The following is a 20,933-nucleotide window of genomic DNA, read 5'->3' on the forward strand; positions in this document are numbered from 1 at the left end:
AATATTCACAGTTTATTTGGTTCATCTTAATTAACACAGGATGTGTTGATGCATTTAGCATAATTGACTCGGAGTCATATGAAGAAGATAAAAACGATAGACTTAGATATCCCTGACGATATGGCCTCCAGCTGGCAGAATATTGTCGACCTCTTAGCTCAAATCACTCAAGTGCCTGCTGCACTTATCATGCGTGTTCATACCAACTACATTGAAGTTTTCTCTACCAGCCACAGTCGGGATAACCCTTATAACAAAGGCGATTCTGAAACATTAGGAAATGGGCTTTACTGCGAAACGGTGATGGAGTCTCAGCAGCAGCTTTTAGTACCCAATGCGCTTGCCGATGTTGATTGGAAAAACAACCCCGACACAAAGCTTGGCTTAATCTCTTATTGTGGCATTCCGCTATTTTGGCCTAACGGCGAATTGTTCGGCACCATTTGTATCTTGGACTCGAAAGAAAATCACTACACGCCTACCTATATTAAGCTATTAGAAAGCTTTCGCACCTCTATAGAATCTCAATTAAAAACCTTGTTTCAACACGCTAAGCTCACTCAAATGAATCGTGACTTAAAAAGCCGAGTTGCGACTCGCACTAAAGATCTCGCGAGTCTTAATTATTCATTAAACCAAGAGATTGATAAGCGCAGAGCGGCAGAACAAGAGATCAATTTCCAAAAAAATCACGATCTCGGCACGGGTTTTTTGAACCGAAGTGCTTTTGAATCGCGCTTAGATCAGAAGTTGTTGTCACAACAAAGGTTTACTGGTGGCTCACTCGCAGTAATCCATATTGGATTTACTAATGGCAGGCGCATTCAAGCTCGATATGGCTACAACGCGTTAGACCAAGTGCTTGTTGAATACCGGCAACGCATCGACAGTATCTCTGATGTCGAGGTACTAACTGCGCGCCCTACTTCAGTTGACCTTGTGTTGGCGTTCAGCGTTAAAGATTTGCACCAGCGTATCGAAGAACTATGCCAGACATTAGTAAAAGTGGGTCATTCAGAATTTGACATCGGTAGTGACAAAGTTCATCTGCATGCCTTTATAGGGATTGCGATTACTGATCACGACGATGGTGCTGACAGTATTATCCAAAAATCTTCAGAAGCGATGCTGGCATGTAAAGATTCCGGACAGAAGTTCGCTTACTATTCTCAGTCTCATGCTGAAGAACAAAGCCATATTAATAAGATTGAAGGTTATTTACTCCAAGCGGTTCGCAATGATGACCTTATGCTCTATTTTCAGCCTAAAGTATGCCCGTTGACTCATCGCTGGGTTGGTGCAGAGGCTCTACTGCGTTGGCGACACCCCGTTTTGGGAGATATCTCTAACGAAACCTTAATACACATGGCCGAGCAAAACGGGTTAATTTTCGAAGTAGGAAATTTTGCTCTGCGCAACGCGATTGAGCAAGCGAAAGAGTGGTCCGAATACGTTGAAGATTTCAAAATAGCCGTAAACGTATCTGCTATTCAATTAAAGAATGTTGATTTCGCAGACCAAATTATTCACCTGTTGGAAACCTATCACCTAGAACCTCATTTCTTAGAACTTGAAGTCACGGAAAGTTGCCTCATTGCAGATGAAGTCGTCGCGAAAAACACATTGGAATCGTTACACAACATTGGCGTTACATTGTCACTGGACGACTTTGGGACGGGCTATGCCTCATTCAGTTACCTTAAGAAATTCCCATTCGATACGATTAAAATTGATAAGAGCTTCATCGACCAAATGCTCAACTCACAGGAAGACTCAGAGATCGTTCGGTCCATAGTCCAAATCGCGAAAAAGCTCGACTTAAAAGTCACGATTGAAGGCATTGAATCGGAGGTTCAGGAGCAATTTATCATCAATGAAGGCTGTGATGTGGGACAAGGTTACCTTTATGGCAAGCCAATGCCGAGCCAAGAATTCGAACACAGCTTAATCAATCAAAACTATTTGGGGACAACTCGTTACGCTTAAGGCGAAAAAGAGCACTTTGTTTTGGATTTAGGCCTACTTTCTCTTTACTCTATAGGTGGTGATTTTTATAATCGCCGCCTTTCTGTTTTATCTTCCCTTTATATAGGCATTCCTCGTTATGGATCAGTTGACTGCAAAGCTTAAAAAGCTCGAAAAACAAAACTTCCGCGCATATCAACAAATTAAAGGTCAATACGACTTTGCTGATTTCGAATTACACATCGACCACGTTCAAGGTGACCCGTATGCATCATCTTCACGTTTTCGCGCAACACGCGCTTGGTCGTTAACAGGGTTAGATTGGCTTAAAGAAAAATCTTACGAATACCAAGTAGCAGCGCGTGATTTTATTGCACGTAGCTTCTCTGAATTTGCTAAGCAAGAAGCGACCGTGTCTATCGCACTAACAGGCCAAACTGTTTTGGATAACACATCTGTGGTTTTCACCGAGCACGGTATCGAAATTCGTTTTCGTATCAACCTACCCGCTGATGGTCGTAGTATTCTTGCAAAGAAAGCAATCAACATCATTACATTCTATTTGCCTAAGTTTATTCGTCGCGCAACGCTTGAACGCGAACTCAACATCGAAGCGATGATTAAGCATTGTGAAACTGTTGAAGACCAAGACGCATTGCGTGCTCAATTGGAAGAAAACAACCTAGCAGCATTCGTTGCAAATGGCAGTGTATTACCTCGTATTGCAGGTAACTGCGACCTGCCAATGAAAGGCGCGGTTCCTTTCCTAGCACCAGAGTCTTTAAGTGTGACGCTAAACGCGCCAAACCAAGGTGATGTGACTGGCCTGGGTATTCCTAAAGGCATCACGCTGATCGTTGGTGGTGGTTTCCATGGTAAATCTACACTATTGAACGCCGTTGAACGTTCTATCTATAACCATATTCCTGGTGATGGCCGTGAAGGTATCGTGACTGCGACCGATACGATGAAGATCCGTGCTGAAGATGGCCGATGTGTACACAACTTGAATCTTTCAAACTACATCAACCATTTACCAATGCAGAAAGACACGTCTAATTTCAGCACACAAGATGCATCAGGTTCTACATCGCAAGCGGCTTGGCTACAAGAATCGATTGAAGCAGGCGTTCAAACGCTCCTTATCGATGAAGATACGTCAGCGACTAACTTCATGATTCGTGACGAACGTATGCAAGCGCTAGTATCAAAAGGTGCTGAGCCAATCACTCCACTTGTTGACCGTATTGGCCAACTACGTGAAGAGATGGATATCTCTACCATTGTTGTAATGGGTGGTTCTGGCGATTACCTAGACGTGGCTGACACTGTGATTCAAATGCACGACTACCAAGCAGTAGACGTAACTGATAAAGCACAAGAAGTCATCGCTCAACACCCTGCTCAGCGAACTAACGAATGTGAGACCGCATTAGAAACGTTTGTTCCTCGTTCGTTAAACCGTGCAGCATTGATGAACATTCTTACTGACGGCAAATTCCGAGTTAACGCAAAAGGCAAAGAGTCACTGCGTTTTGGCAAGGAATTCGCGGACCTTTCTGCATTAGAGCAGTTAGAATCAACGTCAGAAGTGAACGCGATTGGTTGGGCCTGGTTCCAGTTTGCACAAACTCCAGGTTGGTCAAACAACCCTGCTAAAGAGTTTAGCGCTATCTTAAGCGATGAGTGGCACGTGAACATGCCAAACTACGGTGACTTAGCGAAACCAAGAGTATTGGATGTAATGGCCGCACTAAACCGTATGCGTAAATCTCAGTTCAAACCTTCGAACTCGAACTCCAACTCGAACTAATATGTCGCGTTAAGTTAACCTTATCTCGTATTACGGCTCTCATTTATGAGGGCCGTTTTTTTCGTTCAATTCCTATATTTCTAACTGATTCACCCACTCTTTACGTGACTACATTGTTGGTCAGCGCTCTAATCATAGAAATCCCCAAAATCATGACACAACTTTTACAAAACTATGGCGATATTCAGATAAAGTTCCGACTCGATAGGTGTAACTAAATGTAACAGACTCTTGAGGCTTCAATGAATCATAAACGCGTTAAGATGCGTGACCATAAAATCGAAGTAAACCTATTCAAAAACCGTGTAATCGTGGCGTTTTGTGGGATCTTACTGTTCACTCTCGTCTTAGTCGCCAACCTGTACCGACTTCAAGTCGACAATTTTGAAAGCTATCAAACTCGTGCTGATGGCAACAGAATCAAAGTATTGCCTATCGCGCCTACTCGCGGGCTAATTTACGATCGTAATGGTGTGTTGCTTGCCGAGAACAAGCTTGTGTTTAATCTAACGATGATTCCCGAGCAAACAGATGATGTCGATACCATGCTCGCCAAGCTCGACAAATACATCCCGCGTGATGTTGAGCAGATCGCTCGATTTAAAAAACGTTATCACAACACGCGCCGTTTCAAATCTGTCACTATATTAGAGAACCTAAGTGAAGAAGAGATTGCTAAGTTCTCGGTGCACCAGTACCAATTCCCCGGCTTATCGATTGATACGAACTTAAAGCGCTTTTACCCAAATGGAGAGGTGCTGACACATGTCTTAGGGTATGTGGCACACATCAATGATAGTGACCTAAAGAAGCTAGAAGAAAAAGGCATCGAAGCGAATTATCAAGCGACGACCATTATCGGTAAGCTCGGTGTCGAACGCTATTACGAAGATATCCTACACGGAACCAAAGGCTATCAAGAAGTTGAAGTAAACAGTCGTGGCCGTGTTGTTCGGACTATTGAGTACGTGTCGCCAGTTGCAGGCAAAGACATAGTATTAAATATTGACCTTGAACTGCAAAAATACGTATTTGAGCAACTTGATCACCGAACCGGAAGTGCGGTTATCCTCGATCCGAAAGACAACAGTGTACTGGCGATGGCATCTAGCCCAAGTTATGACCCTAATCTATTTGTCGACGGCATTTCGAGTAAGAATTACCAACGTCTATTGAATGACCCTGCTCACCCGTTGGTGAATCGCACCACACTGGGCGTTTACCCTCCAGCATCCACCATAAAACCATTTATGGCCGTTGCTGGATTACAAGAGCATGTTATATCAGAAAACACCATTCGTGATGATCACGGTTCATGGCAAATTCCCGGTTCCAAACGCAACTCTAAATCATGGCGAGACTGGAAACGCTGGGGTCACGGTCCTGTTGACGTAACTCAAGCGATTGAAGAGTCGGTGGATTCATTCTTCTATCAAACCGCCTTTGATTTAGGTATCGACCGCATCTCAAGTTGGATGAATCGCTTTGGTTTTGGTGAACCTACGGGCATCGATATCTATGAAGAAAGTACCGCCAACATGCCAACTCGAGAGTGGAAGATGATGCGTTATCGTACCCCTTGGTATCAAGGTGACACCGTCCCTATTGGTATTGGTCAAGGGTATTGGACATCCACGCCAATGCAACTTGCCAAAGCAACCTCGGTACTAGTTAATCATGGGAAGGTAATGCCACCTCATATCTTGAGAGCTACCTTAGATCACGGTGAAGATTTTGATACGCAAAAACTGGTTGAACCTGAGCCGATGCTGTCGATCACTGAAGTACCAGACGAGATATGGGATGTACCTATTAATGCGATGCGACTCGTAAACCACGGCAGTCGAGGTAGCGGCAGACGTGCATTTAAAGGAGCTGATTACACTAGCGGCGGTAAATCGGGTACAGCCCAAGTATTTGATCTTGCGAAAGATCAGGTCTACAACTCCAAGAAACTGGCTCGGCATTTACTCGACCACGCGCTTTACACGGCATTCGCACCTTACGAACACCCTGAATATGTTGCGACTGTGGTCATCGAGCACGGTAATGGTGGTTCCAAGGTCGGTGCTCCTTATATCCGTAAAGTACTCGACTATGCATTCGAACATAAGAGTGGAGAAAACAAAGATCACTCATAGCACAATAAATGAAGTTGTAACGACGCTTAATCTAGTAACAACGCATAGCCTAGTAACAATACAAGCATAATGACGACAAAGCCCCACTTGTGTCACTCACAACATGGGGCTTTCAATTTTATATAGGGCTTAAATTTCACTCTAAAGAGTCAATAAACAGCGCAGTAAGAGTTACGTCGATTATGAACTTCGTAATACATGCCACGCCTCACAAAGCGTCTGGAATTTTGCCGTATTGCCCTCGTCTCTATCGGGATGCCACCGCAACGCCAGCTGTCGCCAACGCTTTCTAATTTCCTTATGCGTTGCGTCTACAGGGAGATCAAATAACTTCAATGCACGGTTTTTATCTAAATTGAGCGTATCAGCGCCAACAAACTTTCTGTACCGAGTCCAAAACTCGTTCAGCAGCCTTTTGACTTCACCTTCATCCGCTTCATAGTTAGTCCAATTAGTGTAGTAGTCTCGAAGAGGGTCTTGGTGATCAATGCTGTGGCTATTTCCATGATAGCTTCCATTCATTAATTCAATATCCATTGCTTGAACTTGAAGCCAACCATCAGGGTGCAAGGTTTCTTGAAGCTGATACAGCGCATTCATAATGAGAAAGTTCTTTTTAAATAACTCCTTCTCGGGTGCTGCATCTAATACAGGCATAAACCCAAGGTCGTTTAGATAAGCCGCCAGTGTGTGTACTTTCCATCCACTTGGTTTTCGCTTAAGCACTTCCATAATGGGCCAGAGCAAAGGGTTCTCCATATGGCTATGAAAGCTCGCTCTCACACCTTGATTATTCGACATAGTTGGCTCATTTGGGTTATTAAGTTGTTAGCTTGTTAGGCATGATGAATTGCCCTAGGTCAGTGGGCTGACTTCTCTTAATTGAAAGCGATTTTCTACGATTTGTCGAGCTTAATGGAACACCACATTCAATTGCTTGGCTCAAGAGCCCGTTATCCATCAAAATTACGCAGCTAAGGTGACCAGTAATTGGCTATGATTGGTTTAGCTCTTTGGAAAAACAAAAAAAGGCCAGCAATTTTGCTGACCTCTGATATCTATACCAATTTTAGCACAAGGAACTAGTTAATTAGATAACACCAAGCTCTCTTAGACGTTCCATTAGGTATTCATTTGCGGTGTACTTCTCAGACAGTACAACTTCCGGTTTTGGGTGAAGGAATAGTGGCAAAGAGATACGAGATTTCTCTTGGCGTTCACCTGATGGATTAATTACACGGTGAGTTGTCGATGGGAAGTAACCACCTGATGCTTCTTGAAGCATGTCACCAATGTTTATGATCATATTACCGAAGTCACATGGAACATCTAACCACTCGTCATTCTGAGCTTTAACTTGAAGGCCCGGCTCATTTGCTGCAGGAAGAACAGTCAGTAAGTTGATGTCTTCGTGAGCAGCTGCGCGGATAGCACCTGGCTCTTCATCGCCTTGCATTGGTGGGTAATGAAGAACGCGAAGCAGTGTTTGTTCGCTGCCATTAATCATTTCAGAAAGCGCGATTGAGAACTTCTCTTGTACTTCTTGAGGCGCATGTGCTTCAACCCAACCTAATAGTTCTTGAGCAAAAGCATTAGCACGTTGGTAGTAATCTAGAATCTGTTCTTTTAACTGTTCAGGAATCTGACCCCAAGGGTATACGTGAAAGTATTCTTTGATGTCTTTTACAGTGTGGCCCTTAGCAACTTCAGAAACAGAAGGTGGAAAATATCCATCTTGTGTTTCAACATTGAAGTGGAAGTTCTCTTTCTCTTCAGAAATGAAGAATTGGTACCAGTTCTCGTAAATTGACTCAACAAGCTCTTTTGGGATGGGGTGATTCTTAAGAACACCAAAACCCGTTTCACGTAGAGATCGAACAAATTGTTCTGCTGCGTCGTCAGCAAGGTAATCGACAGTTTCCAGTTTCATGACTTTTCTTTCTTGTTATGTAGTAATGCAATGATTTTAAGGATCGCTTTGTTGTAAATCAAACTTTTGTGAAACTCCGCCAACCGTTTGTCTAGATACTGGGCGATAACACTACTTTTCAACAAATCTAGTGATTAGAACACAATTGAACACTGTTCATTATTATGTAACTATACAAAAAACTTATAAAGGATCTGATGATGACAATTACGCCACTTGCTCAAAATAGACCTCTACTCTCACTAACTGCTGTCTATCTTGTTATCTTTCTCTTTTCAGCCTTTGCGCCATCTTCAAGAGCCGTTTGGATCGCTGAGATCGTCCCAGCTCTCGGTATTCTTATCGGGATATGGTGGTTATCCACCAAGCTCACCTTTTCTAAGACAGCTTATGCTCTGTTGTTTATCTGGCTTATTTTGCACACGATAGGCGCAAAATATACCTTCGCAGAAGTGCCATTTGACTGGTTCAATAACCTTATTGGCTCTGAGCGCAATAACTTTGACCGAGTAGCCCATTTCTCCATTGGTCTTTATGCCTATCCACTCGCAGAGTATTTGATTCGTAAGAAATTGGCTCAGCCGATACTAGCCTGTTTCTTTGCCCTATTTGCGATCATGAGTGTTGCAGCAGGTTATGAAATTATTGAGTGGTGGTATGCAGAGATTGCAGGTGGTGATGAAGGTATCGCGTTCCTTGGCTCACAAGGTGATATTTGGGATGCACAGAAAGACATGCTGTGTGATACAACGGGTGCGATTGTCTCGCTATTACTGTTGCAACTTCAAGGACGAGTTAGAGCTCAGTAGTTCGTAGATAGCCCGCTCAACTTCTTGCTTAAAAGTTAATTAGTCGATTTAAATGCCACACACATGATGTGCTGCGGCATTTATTCTTCTCAACTACTTCATCGTTACCTTGCCACCCACAAACTTGTAGGCAGGCGTACCTCGAACCAAAGTATCTCGCGCAAATTCAATTCCACATTCAGGGCACACACAAGGGTCTTTTGTGAAATCTTCAACGATCCGTTCCTTAAAACACTTTACGAGCACCCCTTTGCCGCCTTTCCGATATTTAAAAAGTTGCGTTTTGCATTTCGCACAGAAAATCTGAACCGTTTTAGTCGGTTGTTTTTTGTTTGGTTTAGCCATAGAAGTTAATGATTGAACCCTTTATTTCTTAAGTTTAGGTGCGACAAGAACCAAGCTTATCCCAAGTAAGATAACAGTCGATGAGATAATAAATTGCATAGTAACAGGTTCAGATAACAACAAAACGCCACCAAGTGTCGCGATAACGGGAACAGAAAGCTGTGCAATGGATGCGACCACTGTATCCAGTTTTTTCACCACGTAATACCACAAACTATAACCCACACCAGAAGCCACTGAGCCCGACAATATTGCGTAAATCAAGCCTTGTTCTGTGATGGATATTTGCGATGCCACATTAGGGATGACAAGTAACAGGCTTACTAACACAAGGATCACTAACGAGCTAAATCCAAAGTTGGCAGTAGTGGATTGCAACGCGTTCGTGGATTTCTTACCCGCAAGTGTATAAATCCCCCAACCTACTCCAGCCAGAGCCATCAATATGATGGAGGTTATATCGGGCGAACTTGTCGAATCCGTCGGCATGAGTAAGTAAACGAGCCCAGAAACTGACAACAAACAACCGCACCACTCTAACAATGACATTCTATTGCCAGCTATCAGGTGCGCGGCAATCATCGTAAATTGAACCGCGACAAACAGAACCAAAGCACCGAGACCTGCACCAAGCTCTAGGTAAGCAAACGAGAAGCCAAACATATAAACGAGGAGTGACAATATTGATGTGAATTGAAACGGTAATTTGAGCTTTGTCTCTACCGACGTGTCGTTGTTTACTAGCTCCTCTCTAGACTTACAGTGGGAAGACAAAGTGAATAAAATCAGAAGTGTAAGCGCACCCGATATGATACGAACGATCGAGAAACTCAAAGGATCAATCGTTTGATCCATCAAAGCCCAACGACACAACACTGAATTGGCAGCAAACGCCACCAGCGTTATAAATGTGATCATCACCGTTTGCATCGTGTTGTCCTAATCAAGTTATCTCTGGTCTTAGTCAACGTCCGGTTTTACCCAAACTTGGCTAAAGTCGAACCAACCCAGTGCATTGCACTTGGCGTTCTGCAGCGTACCGCATTGATCTTTGTTAACGCCTAACCAACAGTGGAACATTGGAATCAATTGATTGCTTTGCACCAATTGTTTACCTAACTGTCTTGCTGGGAATTGCTCGAATTCGCCCGAGCGCCAACGATCGATCATGTGACACCATTGATCGAAGTCTTCTGCCGGGCTAGATTCATCGAGAAAGCTGTAATCCATCAACCAGCCCGCTAACGCGTCATCTCTATTGTTGGCGATACCCATTGGATTGATCCAAATATCGACATTATCGGCGTGTGGAGGATCGGTTTCGTAACCATAAAGTTCAACGTCGACGTCATATTGCTTCAACACTGTAACAATAGCCTTCGCAAGTGTTGGAAACATTGGGTGTTGGCATTGGTAAGCCAATCTAATGGTTGGTTTCGCATTCGCTGGTGGACAAACCGGCGTGTTCAACTTGATGTCATACCAACCGGGCTTTATCCCATAAGCGTGTAACACTCCCAAATCGATAACAGTTTCTTTCGGAATGTGTACAAACAGATCGGCCGCATTCAAAGTATTAGATAAAAATTGCGCCCATGCAGGATCTTGTGCGATGCCCTTTTTCCGATTCAACAGTAGATAGGTACAGCCGGGATCAAGTTCGACTTCGTCGCTATCGCCGCGATCCGCCATTACAGGCTTAGAAAGACTTGGGTAAACCATTGAAGAGTAAGCCTCATCAACAACCCAAACCTCAACACGATCAATCAATGGCCTAAAACCAAAATATCCGTTAAAAGCCGTTAGCACGAGTTGCTTCTCATCGTTCTTTTCAATGCGATAAGGGCCAGTACCAATCGGTCGAATATCGTAGTCTTCACCACGTAAAATCATCGGTAAGGTGACTTTGGCAACAGATTCAGTCAGAGCGAGTGGGAAGTGTTTATCTGGTCGCGTTAAAAAGACATCAACCACACAGTTTGCCGGAGAAGAGACGTCTTTTATATGTGAGAACATATTGAGAGGTTCGAGTGCTAGCAGCGTATCCACAACATGATTAGTTAACAAAGGCTCTCCGTTATGAAAACGGACTCCGGGTCTCAAGAAGAATCGCCATTGATAATCGCTGATTTTTTGCCATGAATGAGCAAGATCGGGCTGTAATTGATCGTTCTCATCCAAACGTGTTAACCCACTGAATACCTGACAGGTAATATGCTGCTCAGATCGTCGCATCGACTTTGTCGGGTTAAGCATAGAAAGCGGTCGGTAATAAGGCAAACGAATAACCTGCTCACCTTCCTGGTATTGCACACCCAAGTAATTTTGAATAACTTGAGTCAGCTTGGCTGCATTGTGATCAAGCACTGACAGCGCTTGTCCAATTTTACCTTCTTGTAAGTAGCGTCTTGCTAAGTTTTCACTGACATCGCAACGATTCTGCTTAAAAATAAGTTGAGATAACTTGCCTCGCCCAGCCGCAGGTAACCACTCAACCCATCCTTCTTCTTCAAGCTTATTGAGTACCATCCGGGCATTACGACGGGTACAACAAAGTACATCCGTGATGTCGTCGAGCTGAACATCAGAATCTTTACCATCGAAGTATTCAAACAGGGTTTCAAATTGAACGCGAAGTCTTGGGCTGCTCATAAAGAGGAAAACTTATTCAAAGGATATTGAATTCAGTTTCCCTATTTTAAGACTTAAAATCAATCTTACTGATGTGATTTTCTTGCGATTTATTAGGTATGGTGTCCTAATGTTTGATTCAAATAGAAGGTCTAAGTACTTTTGCAGTATACGATTACATCACATCGCAGCCGATTTCATTGGCAATATCTCGGAGCTGCTGTTCGTTGTCTAATTTAATCGACCACTTGCATTCAGAACCATTGGCTGAAATGACATTTGCCCCTTTTCCTATCAGTTGGATTGCATCAACTTGAGCTTGTAGCGTTACTCTGTGCTCACCATCCAAACGAACGACAAGCTCATGTGCGGTTGCGATGATTTTCCCACTTTTAAACGTTATGACCATGGATTTCTCGGACTATTTTTAAATACAGCTTACTTCTTATAAATACAAACACAGCTAACTAATGCTTAGCCTATTATCGCTTATGTTTCTTCACGGCAATAGTTAAACGACTTGTACAGACTAAGCGTTGACGCTCATCAGTGATGTTTATCTGCCATACTTGGGTAGACACACCCAAGTGAATAGGCTCAGCAGTACCGACAACATGACCTTCGCGCATGGATCTAACGTGGTTTGCGTTGATATCTAGCCCAACGCAATAGTAGCCTTCTGGAACGCAAAAATTAGCAGCCAATGAGCCAAGCGTTTCTGCTAATACAACCGATGCGCCGCCATGGAGCATACCTAAAGGTTGGTGGGTAAAATGACAAACCGGCATGGTTGCCACCAAAGAGTTGTCGTTGACCTCGGTGTATACAATATTGAGGTGTTCAATTAAGGTATTTTTTGAGGTCGCGTTGAAGATCTCTAGGTCAACGGGCTTTTTCCAAATACTCATGTAGGTTCCTTAATTATTGGCTTTGTTATCGCGTGTGCAGTTTTATCATCGTTAATAGGTTGATAAAACCAATAACGTTAGCATTACTGCTGGGATTATTACCGAAATAGTTATCTTACTGCTACTAGCTATTACACAAGTTGATGTTAACATGCATAAAAACCGAATACACAGAGGATATTGTATGACGTCATGGATGAAGTTTGCCTCGCTTCTTACACTCGCTGGGCTAAGTGCATGCAGCGCTTCCCCAACAGGCAGAAACCAATTACTGCTTTTTTCAGATAAAGATATGTCTCAGCTTGGAGCACAGTCTTTTGAACAAATGAAGAAAGAACAACCCATCAGCAAAGATGCAAAAACGAACGCTTATGTACAGTGCGTTGCAAACAGCATCACGCAATACATTCCTAAACAAGGTTTTAGTGAATGGGAAGTTGTTGTCTTTGACAGTGACCAAGTAAACGCATTCGCCCTACCAGGCGGAAAAATTGGCGTATATACCGGGTTGCTTAAGGTAGCGGTTAATCAAGACCAACTCGCAACAGTTATCGGACACGAAGTGGCGCACGTTTTAGCAGACCACAGTAACGAGCGCCTATCTCAGTCTCAAATCGCTAACACTGGCTTATCGGTTACTAGCATCGCATTAGGCGCATCAGAATACAGCCAATATCAAGGTATGACGATGGCTGCTTTAGGTTTAGGCGTTCAGTACGGCGTTATTCTACCGTATGGACGAACTCAAGAGTCTGAAGCCGATGTTGTTGGCCTAGAGTATATGGCTAGAGCTGGATTTGATCCTAACCAAAGTGTCGACCTATGGCAAAACATGGCGAAGGCATCGGGTGGTAATCAGCCCCCAGAACTGCTTTCTACACACCCTTCGCACAGTACGCGTATCAAAGATCTGCAAGCGACGATCAAAACGCTTCCCCAATCGGGTTCTCCAAGACCAAGTTGCAAAGCGTAATTTTACACTTGTCTAGACGCTAAACTTCGAATACAAAAATGCCCTATCCATATTGGCTAGGGCATTTTTTTGTTTTGGTTCTTGTTAAGTACCAAGAATTTGCAATGGTAGGCTTAATAGCTGATCACCAGTAGATGCAAAATACCAGATAACACCAATCAAACTACTCACTAAACCCACATACCAAACAAACGACACGACTTGACCGTATTTGTCTAATGGCAACAAGTGACTGTGGTGACGCCCTTTCCATTCGAACAGTATTTCCACACTACCCATAATCAATAAGAAACCAAACAAAGTCAGATTCAACTGATAACTCAGTACCACACCAGCAACAGCTGCTGCGATACACAATACAATACCAAGCACGCTGTTCATTGAGAAACTGATACTTTTCAGTACATGTCCGCCATCGAGAGGCAGAATTGGCAATAGATTAAACAAGTTCAATAGCGCGTTAAATACCGCAAGCCCAGCAAAGAACATCTCGCCAGTGATCCAGTACAACACCATAAACACCAAAGACAATATCAATCCGAACAATGGCCCCATGATTGAGATAACTACATCCTGCCAGCGCGTATTGATCTTCTCATCGGATAACGCTAAACCACCAAGGAATGGTATCAAATAGATGCCTTTGGTCTTCATACCAAAGTATTTCATCGCTCTAATATGGCCGTATTCATGGAACATAAGGCAAGCGATTAGAGCTAAAGCAAATTGAATTGAAAACAGCCATGAATACGCAGCCAAGCTCGCTGAGGCAAGTACGACTTTGATTAGCTTGGCACTTTTTAATGCTTTCATACCAAGCGACACTAATCCAATTAAGCTAAAACGCTTCTCAGGTTTAGGTGCTACAACGGGAGTTTGTTGCTCGATGTCTTTAGTGTCGCGGTTACCTTCGGCAATCGTTTGACCATTGACGGAGGCTTTGTAGTACATCTCAAATGGCTGCCATTGAACTGACGCTTTGACGTGACACTGCAACGTATCTTCGCCAGATTGCAACATGAATGAGTGAGTTCGAGCATTATCTTGCTCAGAGGTCGCATCCAGTTGAGACACAAGTGTATTATCCCAGAACAGCTGTTGCCAACCAGCCATTGAACCTTCTAAACGAAGCGGTTTTCCAAGAAACTCTATCGCGAGTAATTCCAAACTTAAATTCCAATTTAATGCCATCGTAAATGAAACCGTATTATGCCGATTTAGCGATTAACGGTAAACACAAACGAAGTTGTTACATATTTAAGCAATTGAACACTATTTATTCCGATAATGCGCATAAACATTCTGGTCACACCTCCAACCACGAATAAACCATTGATTGTATGCATATTATAAATGTTAAAGTCCCGCCCCTTAAAATTATAACTTCACAAAATGATAACTCATTCTTTGACTTTACATGAAACATGAATTTAACATGTCATTTACATTGGAGCATCACAAATAAGAATGCTCAGTGTGTTTTCAACAATAAGAATGAGATTTGATGCCCTAGGAGGGTCAAGGATGAAAACAATACAACGCTCTCTCGTTTCGCTTTCTGTACTATTTGCATGTAATTCACTTGCGGCTGGTTTCCAAGTCGCTGAGCACTCTGCCTCAGGTCTTGGACGCGCGTTTTCAGGTGAAGGTGCAGTTGCCGACAACGCGAGTGTACTTGCGAGAAACCCCGCTGCAATGACCCTATTTGATACAGCCCAATTTTCAGGCGCGGTTTCTGTCGTTGATCCAGAAGTAGACATTACTCAAAACAATGTTCCAGGTTCTGGCGGGCAAAGTCAGACATCTAAAGACGTCGCTCCCCTTCAGATTGTACCTGGTGCTTACTACATTAGTCCAATCAATGAACAATGGGCTTGGGGCATTGGTATGTTTTCCAACTACGGTGTTGCTACCGATTACCCAGATGATATCTACGCAGGTGATCTAGCTGGTGATACATCACTAATGTCTGTCAATTTAAACCCAAACGTAGCGTATAGAATTGACGACCAATTCAGCATTGGTGCTGGTGTAAACCTTGTTTACGCAGAAGCAGAGCTCAACCGACACCATGGTGCTATTGGTGAATTTGCTAACGAGTCCTACTCTAAAAAGCTAATCAGTATGACTGGCGAAACATTCGCATTTGGTTGGAATGTGGGTGGCTTATATGAATTGAATGAAAACAATCGATTTTCTATCGCTTATCGTTCGGAAGTTGACCTTGATTTTGACGATGGTGATTTCAAAGATTACACCGGTGGAATCGTACAAGGTAGCGCAACTGCAACGACTGGCCGCTTAAAAATTACCTTACCTTCAATTATTGAAATATCGGCTTTCCACCAACTGACCGAACAGTGGGCTATCCACTACGGTTGGCAACAAACGGGTTGGAGCAGTTTTAAAGAACTTAAAGCCACCAGTCCAGATTGTAAAGATGGTGTGTGTTTTAAAAAGACAGAACACTACGAGGATAACAACCGCTACTCGTTGGGTGCGACTTATCAGTTGAATCAAGAGTGGACACTAAGGGCGGGTCTTGCCTATGACGAGCAAGCTGGTCAAGCAACGTTAAGTATCCCAGATAGCGATCGTTACTGGTACAGCACTGGCTTGACTTACCAATACAGCCCAGATCTTTCTATTGATGCTGGTTTTGCACTTGTACAAAGTAAAGATGGTGATTTCACGGAAACTAACGAACTGGGTCAAAAGCTTGAGTTTTCAGGTGATGCAGTAGCTTACCTATCTGCAATTCAATTGAACTACACCTTTAACTAAACGGAATTCAAACATGAAAAAGTTATTTAGTGTTTCGCTGCTTGCTTCGGCGATATTTCTTGCAGGTTGTGGTGATGACTCTTCGAGTTCAGGTGCCTCAACTGCCGTTAAATATGAGCAGTACATTCAAGATTCACTGGCTCGCACAACGAGTATTAAGTTTCATCTAAGTGGTGCGAACAAAGCGGTTCCACTGCCAAGCTTTGCTCTGATGGACACGACGGATGGCACTCTCGGGTTACCAACGGGTGGCAAAGATTCGTTAACGAATCCAATCGCGGCAATGAACACCATGGATGGCTGGTCTACTTCGATGCCAATCGTTATGAATTTCGAAGGTACCGGTCTTGCCGACGGTGTCGCGACTGGCGGCGTTTACATTCTAAAACTTAGCAGTTCATTAACATCCACAACAGCGCCAAAGGTTACAGGCGTGTTGACTCTAGGTGCGCACTTTAATGTGTTATCTAGCGCTGCAACGGATGCCTTTACTATTGTATTTAAAGATTCACTCGATGCTTCAAGCGAATACGTGTTGGCACTGTCGAATGAACTGACCGATGTTAATGGCGACCCGGTAGGTATGTCGTCAAGCTACGCAGCTTTGAAGTCAAGTTCAGTAATATATACTGACGGAAGCTTAGCTCAAGCACAGAAAGTGACTCAAGGCGTCGAGAAGATCTTCGCCGGAGCGAACGCTCAAGGTGCAATTACTCTTGATACTGAGAACATCATTTACTCGACGTGGTTTACCACCGAGTCGGTTGGCGGTTCGCTTTTCGCGACAAAAGCAGCAACAGCGACTGGGTTGGCTTCTGCGAACCTAAATGGTGTATGGAAAGGCAGTGCAAACCCTAATTCGGTTGACCTAAAAGCCGCTTACACTATGTCCTTTAATCCTGCAGTCACATTCAAAACAGCATTAGCCAATGACACTGATTTTGATAAATACATTGGTGGCGGCGACTCGACTAAGATTGCTAAAGCCAAATTTGCTATTGGGGCGATGTACGATGCATCAAGTGCAGATGTCAATGTAAGTCAAGGGTCGGTTAAGTTACCTCACTACTTAGAAACAAGCAGCAGCAAATGGAATACTCAGCCGTTTGAATCCGCTATGCCTAGCCTAGCTAAGGTTTCAAATGCTCTAAGTAATAGTGCAGAAAAGGCGAACATGGCCGCTCAACTTATTGCTGCTGGTATTGATGCAAGTATATTAGCGACGAGTCAAACAGAGCAGCTTAAACTCATTGGTTTAAACCTGACTCTTAAAGATGGTTCAGCACTTGATAGCGAGCGAGTCATCACCAAATACTCACCTGTCCCTCAAGTTAAATCATTAGAAGACGTCGAATTCTTACTGTTTACTCCAAATGGTTCTGATCCTACTAATGTTGTGATCTACCAACACGGTATCACCTCAGCGAAAGAAAACGCTTATGCTTTCGCTTACAACCTTGCAAAAGCTGGTGTAGCAGTATTGGCCATTGACTTACCGCTCCACGGTACACGTAGTTTAGATGATACTCGTTCGGCAAATACTGACGTTTTGGCTTATCTAAACTTAGCGAACTTACCCGTCGCTCGCGATAACGTACGTCAAAGTGCACTTGATGTTATGGGCTTACGCGCATCGTTAGCTGTTTCATTAAAAGCTCTCAGACTCGGTACTTCTCCATTGAAGGCATTTAATCTAACTACTGGCTCACAAGTGAAGTTCTTAGGCCACTCGCTAGGTGGTATTGTTGGAACAACAGCAGTTGCAGCCTCTAACCGTACTCTCGGTAGTGTCGCAGCTAATTCGCTTTACTCATTCAGTTCAGCAGCGATAGAAAACTCAGGCGGTCAGATATCTAACCTTCTACTGGGTTCTACAGAGTTTGGCCCTCAAGTTAAGCACAGCGTTGCATTGAGCGCTTCAACTGAATACGCAGGTTTCGCAACCGCGAACTGTGGAAGCCTCTCTAGCAAACAGTGTTACACAACGTTTGAAGCAAACGCGACTGCAGCACAGAAAGCAACCATGACAGCCGCTTTTCAGCAGTTCGCTTACGCTGCACAAACTGTGTTGGATACTGTTGATCCATTTACCAATGCTGCTTATCTAGTTGCTTCTGGCTCACCGGTTCTGCCTATTTATATGGGGCAAGTACAAGGTGATGATACAGTACCAAATTCTGTAGCTAACGCTCCGTTTGCGGGAACGCAACCGTTAGCAACAAAGCTAGGCTTAAAAGAGGTCGATTCAAAAAATCTAACTGTTGACGGTGCGAAGGACTTTGTTAAGTTCAGTGATGTTGCTGCACACAGTACGTTTGTAATACCGCAAGATACCACTACACCAACACCTTTGGACGCAGGTCATCATGTAAGCATGCAGACACAAGCTGTAGACTTCTTGATCGACAACGCGTTAACTTCAGCATCTATTACTGCTTCTTTCTTGGAATAAAAATAGTTGCAACTAAACAAATGCCAGCCTAACCGCTGGCATTTTTGTTTCTACCACCAACCAAACATCCCTAGTTAACCGTTTGCATAAAACGTTAAAACACAAATGGTTGATCTCGGCTAAAATTAATCAAGACAGAATACCGTACGACCTCTTTCTTTATTGTAAATAAAGTGGATAATAGCCCCGTAATTAATACCTAATAAATGTGAGTCCATTATGTCTTCTGAAGCTACTATGCTAGAACGCTGCCAATCTAAATGTGAACTATGTGGTTCTGATTCTTCTCTTACTGCGTACGCAGTGCCGCCACACAGCCACGTAACAGTGGATCACGGCATCATGGTATGTGACAAATGCCTTGGTGAGATTGACGAGCCTAAAGATATCAACCACTGGCGCTGCCTAAGCGACAGCATGTGGAGTCAAGAGGCACCAGTTCAAGTAACGGCATGGCGTCAACTTACTCGTCTGAACACTGAAAGCTGGGCTCAAGACGCACTAGACATGATGTACCTTGAAGAAGAAACATCAGTTTGGGCACAAATCGGCATGTCTGCTGATGATAAGCCTCTTGATGTGAACGGCGTTGAACTTAAAAAAGGTGACGACGTAACAGTAATCAAAGATCTGCCAATCAAAGGTACTAACCAAGTGATTAAGCAAGGTACTGTTATCCGTGGCATCAGCGTTGGTGACGATCCTAAGCTTGTTTCTGGTAAAACAAACGGCGGTCAATCAATGTACGTAATCGCTGAGTTCTGCCGTAAGAAGTAATGACTTTTTACTCGTAGAATTAAAAAAGGCGCTCTATTGAGCGCCTTTCTTGTATCTACTATCTAACCATTCTTAGTTTAGTTATTTCTCAACCAAACGTCTTGGTTTTTAGGTGCTTTCTTCTTTTTCTTCTTGCCTGTACCAGCCGGTGGAGCAACGGGTTTTAACGCAGCAACAAGTGCAGCGGTTGCTTCTTCATCCACTTCAAAGCCTTCGATTTGCTCACGCTCAAGACGAATTTTGTTCTTCTTCTCGATGATTGTGAAGTGATGGTAGTCTTCGTGATCGATCAAAGATAATGCTAAACCAACCTCACCTGCACGACCGCTTCGGCCAATACGGTGCATGTAGTCTGATGGGCTACGTGGTAAGTCAAAGTTGATAACTACAGGAAGCTTTTCAATATCCAGACCACGTGCCGCGATGTCTGTCGCGATAAGAACGTCAATCTCGCCAGATTTGAAATCTTCAAGAATACGAGTACGTGAACCCTGCCCTTTATCGCCGTGGAATACTTCTGCGATGATACCGCGCTTGTAAAGCTTGTCTGCAAGGTGCTCACAGCTGTTTTTCGCGTTTACGAAGATAAGAGCTTGGCGCCATTCGTGCTGTTGAATCAGGTGCGCTAACAATGCTGTCTTACGACCTTTTTCTACTTCGAATACACGCTGAACCAATGTGCTCGCATTAGCACTTTGAAGTTGAACTTCAATTGGATCATTCAGTAGTTCGTGAGTCAGCGTTTTAACTTGCTCGGGGAAAGTCGCAGAGAACAACAAGGTTTGTTTTTTGCTTGGCAGAAGTTTCAAGATCGCGTCTAGTTCTTCTGTAAAACCAAGGCTTAACATTCGGTCAGCTTCATCAAGCACTAACGTTTTTACTTTATCTAGCTTGATAGCATTGCTTGAGATCAGATCCAGTAAACGACCCGGTGTCGCCACCAAGATATCAGTGCCGCCACGTAGCGCTTGCATCTGAGTGCTTACCGATACACCACCAAATACACAAACCGTTTTGATCGCACCATTGAAGTGTACTGCGTAAGACTTAACGCTGTCGGCTACTTGCTTAGCAAGCTCACGTGTAGGCACCAAGATAAGGCCAGACACAAAGTTACCTTTGCCTGCTCTGCGGTCTAAAGGTGCATCTTCATGGATTTGTTGTAACAGCGGCAGTGCAAATGCTGCAGTTTTACCTGAACCCGTATTTGCACCTGCAATTAGGTCGCTTCCTGCTAACACACTTGGAATAACTTGCGCTTGGATAGGCGTTGGCTGTTGGTATTCAAGCTCTGTTAAACGAGCCATCAAAGGAGAGATTAGGCCAAGATCAGAGAAGTTGGTTGGTGTTGTGGTGTTAGTCATTAATTGCAGGAACTCAAAGCTAAAATAATAGCGCGCTATAT

Annotated in this window: 17 protein-coding genes; 8 read left to right on the top strand and 9 right to left on the bottom strand. The window is 43.6% G+C overall.

What is annotated here, in order from left to right:
* The first annotated feature begins 78 nt into the window (after positions 1 to 78).
* From ACED59_RS13015 to mrdA, 3 genes are all read left to right on the top strand, one after another.
* A complete protein-coding gene (locus ACED59_RS13015) occupies positions 79 to 1,986 on the top strand; it encodes a GGDEF and EAL domain-containing protein (RefSeq protein WP_017097929.1) in 1,908 nt (635 codons plus the stop codon).
* Between the two features lie 118 nt (positions 1,987 to 2,104).
* Positions 2,105 to 3,778, top strand: a complete 1,674-nt coding sequence (locus ACED59_RS13020; protein WP_371704992.1) for a P-loop domain-containing protein — start codon at positions 2,105 to 2,107, stop codon at positions 3,776 to 3,778.
* A gap of 242 nt (positions 3,779 to 4,020) precedes the next feature.
* Complete coding sequence (gene mrdA, locus ACED59_RS13025) at positions 4,021 to 5,919, top strand: penicillin-binding protein 2 (RefSeq protein WP_017097931.1); 1,899 nt, start codon at positions 4,021 to 4,023, stop codon at positions 5,917 to 5,919.
* 180 nt (positions 5,920 to 6,099) lie between these two features.
* Here the strand turns inward: mrdA and ACED59_RS13030 are convergent, their stop codons facing one another.
* Both ACED59_RS13030 and ACED59_RS13035 read right to left on the bottom strand, forming a co-directional pair.
* Positions 6,100 to 6,720: a DNA-J related domain-containing protein gene (locus tag ACED59_RS13030; protein ID WP_009845328.1), complete on the bottom strand. Its 621-nt coding sequence runs from the start codon at positions 6,718 to 6,720 to the stop codon at positions 6,100 to 6,102.
* Between the two features lie 289 nt (positions 6,721 to 7,009).
* Positions 7,010 to 7,849, bottom strand: coding sequence for an isopenicillin N synthase family oxygenase (locus tag ACED59_RS13035; protein WP_009845327.1), 840 nt, complete (start codon positions 7,847 to 7,849; stop codon positions 7,010 to 7,012).
* Positions 7,850 to 8,049: 200 nt separating this feature from the next.
* Here ACED59_RS13035 and ACED59_RS13040 point away from each other — a divergent pair, with 200 nt between their 5' ends.
* Positions 8,050 to 8,658 carry a DUF2238 domain-containing protein gene (locus ACED59_RS13040; protein ID WP_029223945.1) on the top strand — a complete coding sequence of 203 codons (609 nt, stop codon included), beginning with the start codon at positions 8,050 to 8,052 and terminating at the stop codon, positions 8,656 to 8,658.
* A 93-nt stretch (positions 8,659 to 8,751) separates the two neighbouring features.
* Here ACED59_RS13040 and ACED59_RS13045 read toward each other — a convergent pair whose 3' ends face one another.
* From ACED59_RS13045 to ACED59_RS13065, 5 genes are all read right to left on the bottom strand, one after another.
* Complete coding sequence (locus tag ACED59_RS13045; RefSeq protein ID WP_017097933.1) at positions 8,752 to 9,003, bottom strand: hypothetical protein; 252 nt, start codon at positions 9,001 to 9,003, stop codon at positions 8,752 to 8,754.
* 21 nt (positions 9,004 to 9,024) lie between these two features.
* Complete coding sequence (locus ACED59_RS13050; protein ID WP_017097934.1) at positions 9,025 to 9,933, bottom strand: DMT family transporter; 909 nt, start codon at positions 9,931 to 9,933, stop codon at positions 9,025 to 9,027.
* A 30-nt stretch (positions 9,934 to 9,963) separates the two neighbouring features.
* On the bottom strand, positions 9,964 to 11,655 hold the full coding sequence (locus ACED59_RS13055; RefSeq protein WP_012600656.1) for an SgrR family transcriptional regulator: 1,692 nt from the start codon (positions 11,653 to 11,655) through the stop codon (positions 9,964 to 9,966).
* Positions 11,656 to 11,809: 154 nt separating this feature from the next.
* A complete protein-coding gene (locus tag ACED59_RS13060) occupies positions 11,810 to 12,043 on the bottom strand; it encodes a DUF3389 domain-containing protein (RefSeq protein ID WP_009845322.1) in 234 nt (77 codons plus the stop codon).
* Between the two features lie 73 nt (positions 12,044 to 12,116).
* Positions 12,117 to 12,542: a hotdog fold thioesterase gene (locus tag ACED59_RS13065; protein ID WP_017097935.1), complete on the bottom strand. Its 426-nt coding sequence runs from the start codon at positions 12,540 to 12,542 to the stop codon at positions 12,117 to 12,119.
* 184 nt (positions 12,543 to 12,726) lie between these two features.
* Between ACED59_RS13065 and ACED59_RS13070 the strand changes: the two genes are divergently transcribed.
* Positions 12,727 to 13,515: a M48 family metallopeptidase gene (locus ACED59_RS13070; RefSeq protein ID WP_017097936.1), complete on the top strand. Its 789-nt coding sequence runs from the start codon at positions 12,727 to 12,729 to the stop codon at positions 13,513 to 13,515.
* Between the two features lie 84 nt (positions 13,516 to 13,599).
* Here the strand turns inward: ACED59_RS13070 and ACED59_RS13075 are convergent, their stop codons facing one another.
* The gene (locus ACED59_RS13075) at positions 13,600 to 14,682 is read right to left on the bottom strand and encodes a site-2 protease family protein (protein ID WP_029222770.1); all 1,083 of its coding nucleotides are present in this window, start codon (positions 14,680 to 14,682) and stop codon (positions 13,600 to 13,602) included.
* 357 nt (positions 14,683 to 15,039) lie between these two features.
* Between ACED59_RS13075 and ACED59_RS13080 the strand changes: the two genes are divergently transcribed.
* The 3 genes from ACED59_RS13080 to ACED59_RS13090 all read left to right on the top strand — a co-directional run bounded on the left by ACED59_RS13080 (position 15,040) and on the right by ACED59_RS13090 (position 19,528).
* Positions 15,040 to 16,299 (top strand): outer membrane protein transport protein, encoded by a 1,260-nt coding sequence (locus ACED59_RS13080; RefSeq protein ID WP_017097938.1) that lies wholly within the window; start codon positions 15,040 to 15,042, stop codon positions 16,297 to 16,299.
* A 13-nt stretch (positions 16,300 to 16,312) separates the two neighbouring features.
* Positions 16,313 to 18,751 (top strand): VolA/Pla-1 family phospholipase, encoded by a 2,439-nt coding sequence (locus tag ACED59_RS13085; RefSeq protein ID WP_371704993.1) that lies wholly within the window; start codon positions 16,313 to 16,315, stop codon positions 18,749 to 18,751.
* Positions 18,752 to 18,970: 219 nt separating this feature from the next.
* Positions 18,971 to 19,528 (top strand): PhnA domain-containing protein, encoded by a 558-nt coding sequence (locus tag ACED59_RS13090; protein WP_009845316.1) that lies wholly within the window; start codon positions 18,971 to 18,973, stop codon positions 19,526 to 19,528.
* 77 nt (positions 19,529 to 19,605) lie between these two features.
* Here ACED59_RS13090 and ACED59_RS13095 read toward each other — a convergent pair whose 3' ends face one another.
* Positions 19,606 to 20,892: a DEAD/DEAH box helicase gene (locus tag ACED59_RS13095; RefSeq protein ID WP_371704994.1), complete on the bottom strand. Its 1,287-nt coding sequence runs from the start codon at positions 20,890 to 20,892 to the stop codon at positions 19,606 to 19,608.
* Between the last annotated feature and the right edge of the window lie 41 nt (positions 20,893 to 20,933).

The sequence above is a fragment of the Vibrio sp. FF266 genome, from assembly GCF_041439695.1.
Lineage (GTDB): Bacteria > Pseudomonadota > Gammaproteobacteria > Enterobacterales > Vibrionaceae > Vibrio > Vibrio tasmaniensis_A.